Genomic DNA, 4770 nt, shown 5'->3' with positions numbered 1-4770 from the left:
GCACCGGCCACGGCGACATCGGCGTCCTCACGGCCACGAACCCGCAGGCGGACAAGGTGATGGCGCTCCTACGCACCGCCGGCATCCCGACGGTCGCGCTGACGGACTACGCCGGCAAGAGCTCTGACCAGGTCCGCGTCGGGACGATCAAGCGTGCGAAGGGGCTCGAGTTCAAGCAGGTGCTCCTGCCGCACGTGCCGGCCGCGCTCCTTGCCGACGCTCCCCCGACCGACTCGGTCGCGGATCGCGAGCGCCGGGAACTCGACCGCCGCGAGCTCTACGTCGGGATGACCCGAGCGCGCGACGGCCTGTGGGTGGGCACACTCGGCGACGCACGGACCACAAGCTGACGCCCGCGCTGCGAACCCCGACCGCGCCGGGCACCGCGGCAGTGGCAGGATGACCCCTGACCCTTCCTCAAAACTCCGGGAGCACGATGGCTGACAAGGCGGGCCGCAACCACCTCGACGCGCTCCGGCAAGCTGCCGAGGGCGTGCGGGAGCACCGAACGGCAGTCCGAGCGGCGGGAGACGCCGCCGTCGCTGGCCTCCGCCAGCGCCGAACGTCAGTCGTGCTCGACGACGCTCGCGCGGAACTCGTCCCGCTCGGCCCGCCGGATGCAGCACTCGCAGCCGACCTGGTGCGAGCGCAGATGTTGCCCCCGACCGATCCCGACGCCGAGTCGGTGCTCCGGACGTTCACCCAGGACGTGCCGGAAGCGCTCGAGGACGTCCGTCGTGGGACGGGCTTCTCCGCGGTCTTCGCCAGCCGTGAGCGGCGGGCGGCCGCAACCCGTGGTCATGCCTTCCTGGACCAGACGCTCGACTGGATCGCCCGCACCGGAGCCGTTGCGCGCCTCCAGGCCGTCGACGACCGCCACGTGCCGCGCCCCGCGGTCCCACTGCAGGCGCTCACCGATCCCCGCGGCCCCCTCGCGACCATCGCGCCCGACCTGAGCGGCGGAACCGCGTTGCCGCTCGACGGCCTCGGCGAGCTGCCGTCCGTGGTCTCGCGGCTGGCTGACGCCATCGCGCGCGAGCGGACGGCGCACGCCGACGTGGTCGACGCCGGGCAGTCGCACCGCGCCGCTGCAGCGCGGGCGGCGCTCGACGGCATGGACATCGAGCGGCTGCGCGATGCGACCGGTGACCGTCTCCGGCTCGGCGCGCTGCGTGACGCCGGGGTGACGACGGTCGGGGCAGTGCTCCGTCGCCCTGTGGTTCCAGGACGGCTCGCGGGTGTCGGCGAGACCTCCGCAGCGCGCATCAACGGCGCCGCCCGCGCCCTCGAAGCGGCCGCCCGCGAGGACGCGACCATCCGGATCGACCCGTCGCAGCACGACGACCGGACCGTCGCACTGGTCGCCGCGCTGCATCAGTGGGAGGCGGCGAAAGCCGTCGTCGGCCCACGGGAGCAGGCACTCGTCGACGGGCTGCAGCCGCTGGCGACGATGATCGCCCGCGGGGCCACGACCGCGCTCGTCATCCCGAGCCAGGACGGGACCACACCGGACTCGATCCGCCAGACCATCATCGCGGGCGCCGAGGATGCATGGCGTCGCGTCCAGCGGATCCCCGACAGGCCGGACGCTCCGGCCGGAGACCCCTGGCAAGACTTCCTGCAGCGCCCGGCCACGTTCTTCGCACTGCTCGACGAGGCCGGGCTGACCCGACCAGCCGGTGCCGCAGCTCGCGGAGACCTCGGAGACGACCTCATCGCGCAGGTCGAAGCCTTCACCCTCGACACCTCGCGGCTCTCGGCGTCCCTGCGCGGGTACCAACGCTTCGCCGCAGCGTTCGCGCTCGTGCAGCAGCGAGTCGTCATCGGTGACGAGATGGGCCTCGGCAAGACCGTCGAGGCGCTCGCGACCTTCGCGCACATCGCCGGGACCACGCCCGGGCGCACGCCCCACTTCCTCGTCGTCTGCCCCGCTGCCGTCGTCGCCAACTGGGTGCGCGAAGCGGAGCGCCACACCGACGTCCGCGCCTTCCGTCTGCACGGCGCTGCGCGTGTGATCGGGCACCGGCACTGGATGGACGAGGGCGGTATCGGCGTCACGACCTACGAGACCCTCGAGTGGCTCCGGAGCCGCACACCGGAGGACCTTCGGTTCGCATCGGTGGTCGTCGACGAGGCGCACTACGTCAAGAACCCGGATGCGAAGCGGACGATGAACACGCGGGCGCTGCTCCGTCGCGCCGACCGTGCCGTGCTCATGTCCGGAACGCCGCTCGAGAACCGCGTTGACGAGTTCCGCGTCTTGATCGACCACATCCGTCCGGACCTCCAGGTCGTCCAGTCGGACGACAGCCCCCTGCGGTTCCGGCAGCAGATCGCGCCCGTGTACCTCCGGCGCCGCCAAGAGGACGTCCTCACCGAGCTGCCGGAGCTGGTCGAGGTCGAGGAGTGGAGCGACCTGACCGACGCGGAGTCGCGCGCGTACGCCGATGCCGTGGCCGCTGACGACTTCCACGCGATGCGTCAGCTCGCGATGCTCGGGGGTGCGCAGTCGAGCAAGGTCGAGTCGCTGCTCGAGATCGTCGACGAGGCACGGGCGAACGGTCGGAAGGTCCTGGTGTTCTCGTACTACCGGTCCGTCCTCGCCGCGGTCGTCGAGGCCGTCTCCGCCGGGGGCCGGGTGTACGGACCGCTGACCGGCAGCACGCCTGCGGCCGCGCGTCAGGACCTCGTCGACGAGTTCGCGGCTTCGGAGCCAGGCGCGGTGCTCGTCGCGCAGATCGAGGCCGGTGGCGTCGGGCTGAACATCCAGGCCGCGTCCGTCGTGGTCATCTGCGAGCCGCAGCTCAAGCCGACCACGGAGTGGCAGGCGATCGCTCGGTCCCGCCGTATGGGGCAGCTGCAGTCCGTGCAGGTGCACCGGCTCTTGTCGGAGGACGGTGTCGATGCGGCACTGGTCCGGATGCTGGCGCGCAAGGCGCAGACGTTCGAGGACTTCGCCGCGGTGAGTGAGACGGCGTCCGCATCTGCACAGGCCGTGGACGTGTCGGACTCGAAACTGATCGCGCAGGTGCTGCGCGAGGAACGCGAGCGGCTCGGCTTTCCGCAGCTGACCCCGGAGCGAGCGGACGAGGGGGTCGGCGCGGCGTGACGTCAGACGAGCGCCACACTGTCGCTCGTCGTCCACGGCGCCAACGCCGCAGAGTTCAGCGGACCGAGCCGACGCGCGGGAACGACGGAACCTCGCGACGGACGGGAGGCGCGATGACATCTGGCACCGCGCCTCCTGTCCGCGTACCGCTCAGTCCACCCGCACGAACCGCGGCCCCTCTTACCCGTCCCGCGACACCCACGCCGTGAAGTCCGCGAGCGACCGCACCCAGTGCCCCCGCTGCCCGTACAGCGCCTGGTACACGACGACGGGCTCCTCGGTCTCGACGTCCCGCGCGACGAGCACGACCTCGTACTCCCCGCCTTTGAAGTGCCGGTACCGCCCGGGCGACACCGTCGCCGACCTGGACACCGTCACTCCGGCAGCAACGACTCGAGCAGCGCCGACACCCGACGCTTGATGTCGTCCCGGATAGGCCGCACCTCGTCGATGCCCTTGCCGGCCGGGTCGGTCAGCTCCCAGTCCTCGTAGCGCTTCCCGGGCAAGACCGGGCACGCGTCACCGCACCCCATCGTGACCACCGCGTCCGAGACCCTGACATCGGAGGTCTGCAGCAGCTGCGGCACAGCGCCGGTGATGTCGATCCCCTCCTCGACGGTCCCAGATCGAAGTCCGGCGGCGTCGGCCTCAACATCCAGGCAGCTTCGTTCATCGTCATCTGCGAGCCGCAGCTCAAGCCGAGGACCGAGTGACAAGCAATCGCTCGTTCGCGCCGATGGGGCAACTCCAGTCAGTGCAGGTCCATCGTCTCCTGTCCGAGGACGGCGTCGATGCGGCGCTCGTCCGCATGCTCGCTCGTGAGAAGCGGACCTTCGACGACTTCGCGGCCGTGAGCGAAACCGTCTCAGCATCGGCGCAGGCCGTCGACGTCTCCGATTCGAAGCTCATCGCACAGGTGCTGTCCGAGGAACGGGAACGGCTAGCCGGGACCGATCTTCCCTCCCGGATGTGGAACACCTTGCGGCCCCTTGTTGATCAACCGACGATCATTCATCGCGAAGTGCACCGGTGCGTGTTTCAATCGTTCTTGCCTGCCGCATCTCAGCCTTCAGCGCGTTGTGCCTCGGATTGGGGGTCGACATCGCCTGCCGTCGCAACAAGCGCCATCTCGGTGCATACGGATTTGCCCCCGCAGCAGCAATGCAATAAATTCAGAACGATCACAATGTTGCACGAGGGGGAAATAGCACATGAGCAGTGAAGCACTTGCCGCTTGGGTCGGCGTAGCACTGACACTGGTGATCTCCATCTGGAGCCTCACCATCGCCAAGCGAGCCGAACGGGCTTCGAAGATTGATCGCGACGAGCGGGAAGCAGCGCGCGTCAGTGGCTGGGTCTCGTTCGTGTACTCAAAGGAAGATGAGTCCGACAAGGCGATGTGGAAGAACACGCTCGTCATCCGAAACGGCGCCGAGGCTCCTATTCATCGAGTAGAGGCGATCGCGACGATGAACGGTGCGGAAGAAGTGACGTTCAGCGCAAAGGTCTGCCTGCCGGGTGAGTCGTACTCGGAGTGGATTCCGTCTTTCAAGCGTCAGCACAAGAACCGGGCCTGGTCACTCCTCTCCAGCTGCGACGAGCTCCTGCAGTCAGGACACTTCTTCCGTCCGTACACGGTTGCGGACAAGTGGACGCTGAAG

The 4770-nt window shown here is 69.3% G+C and carries 6 protein-coding genes; 4 read left to right on the top strand and 2 right to left on the bottom strand.

The window, feature by feature from the left end; all coding sequences use genetic code 11:
- Positions 1 to 350: 3'-5' exonuclease (locus I59_RS16700; RefSeq protein ID WP_031274245.1), on the top strand; the 350-nt coding region annotated here is incomplete at its 5' end.
- 86 nt (positions 351 to 436) lie between these two features.
- Entirely contained in the window at positions 437 to 3109 is a 2673-nt protein-coding gene (locus tag I59_RS20305) for a DEAD/DEAH box helicase (protein ID WP_042726860.1), read from the top strand.
- 180 nt (positions 3110 to 3289) lie between these two features.
- Here the strand turns inward: I59_RS20305 and I59_RS20300 are convergent, their stop codons facing one another.
- Together I59_RS20300 and I59_RS16685 are read right to left on the bottom strand one after the other, a co-directional pair.
- Entirely contained in the window at positions 3290 to 3487 is a 198-nt protein-coding gene (locus I59_RS20300) for a DUF1653 domain-containing protein (RefSeq protein WP_042726859.1), read from the bottom strand.
- Positions 3484 to 3768, bottom strand: a complete 285-nt coding sequence (locus I59_RS16685) for a hypothetical protein (protein ID WP_261976600.1) — start codon at positions 3766 to 3768, stop codon at positions 3484 to 3486. The genes I59_RS20300 and I59_RS16685 overlap by 4 nt, the downstream gene beginning before the upstream one ends.
- 77 nt (positions 3769 to 3845) lie before the next feature.
- On the opposite strand from I59_RS16685, the gene I59_RS22400 reads away from it, so the two are divergent.
- Positions 3846 to 4331, top strand: a complete 486-nt coding sequence (locus I59_RS22400; protein ID WP_022904848.1) for a hypothetical protein — start codon at positions 3846 to 3848, stop codon at positions 4329 to 4331.
- A partial coding sequence (locus I59_RS20295; RefSeq protein WP_042726858.1) for a hypothetical protein occupies positions 4321 to 4770 on the top strand: 450 nt, incomplete at its 3' end. The genes I59_RS22400 and I59_RS20295, both read left to right, overlap by 11 nt.

The organism is Curtobacterium sp. B8 (genome assembly GCF_000333315.1).
Classification (GTDB): Bacteria; Actinomycetota; Actinomycetes; order Actinomycetales; family Microbacteriaceae; genus Curtobacterium; species Curtobacterium luteum.
This window is presented reverse-complemented; position numbering and strand designations above follow the sequence as displayed.

Excerpts from the sequence above, each read along its gene's own strand:
- I59_RS22400 (WP_022904848.1), top strand. The coding sequence starts at position 3,846 with ATGGGGCAACTCCAGTCAGTGCAGGTCCATCGTCTCCTGTCCGAGGAC.
- I59_RS20305 (WP_042726860.1), top strand. The coding sequence starts at position 437 with ATGGCTGACAAGGCGGGCCGCAACCACCTCGACGCGCTCCGGCAAGCT.